The 692-nt window shown below is 53.0% G+C and carries 1 rRNA gene; it reads left to right on the top strand.

Going from position 1 to position 692, the window contains the following annotated elements:
• Window positions 1-692, top strand: a 23S ribosomal RNA gene (locus ACE419_RS11510); the annotation flags it as partial.

Raw genomic sequence — 692 nt, 5'->3', positions numbered from 1 at the left:
TGCGCCGAAAATATCCGGGGCTCAAGTACAGAACCGAAGTCGCGGGATGCGCAAGCATCGGTAGGGGAGCGTTCCAAAGGCGTTGAAGGTCGACCGGAAGGACGGCTGGAGCGTTTGGAAGTGAGAATGCTGGTATGAGTAGCGAAACGATCCGTGAGAATCGGATCCACCGAAAGCCTAAGGGATCCTGAGCAACGCTCGTCGACTCAGGGTAAGTCGGGACCTAAGCCGAGGCATAAAGCATAGGCGATGGACAACAGGCGAAAATTCCTGTACTGCATGATGTTGTTTGAGGATGGAGTGACACAGCAAGGAGCTTGAGCGCACGATTGGAAATGTGCGTCGAAGGCGGTAGGCTGAGTGAGAGGCAAATCCCTCACTCAAGGCCGAGAACTGACAGATAGGAGCGTACTTCGGTACAATCCGAATTCAAGCGTACTACACTGTCGAGAAAAGCTTCTAACGAGACATCATGTACCCGTACCAAAACCGACACAGGTAGGCGGGGAGAGAATCCTAAGGTGCGCGGGAAAACCCTCGTTAAGGAACTCGGCAAAATGCATCCGTAACTTCGGGAGAAGGATGGCCGGAGCTGGTGAAGAGATTTACTCTTGAAGCTGGAGCCGGCGGCAGAAGAGAAGCCCAAGCGACTGTTTACCACAAACACAGGTGCCTGCTAAAGAGAAATCTGA

The organism is Mitsuokella apri, from assembly GCF_047974105.1.
GTDB lineage: Bacteria > Bacillota > Negativicutes > Selenomonadales > Selenomonadaceae > Mitsuokella.
The sequence above is the reverse complement of the archived record's forward strand: the minus strand, read 5'-3'. Positions and strand labels throughout refer to the sequence as shown.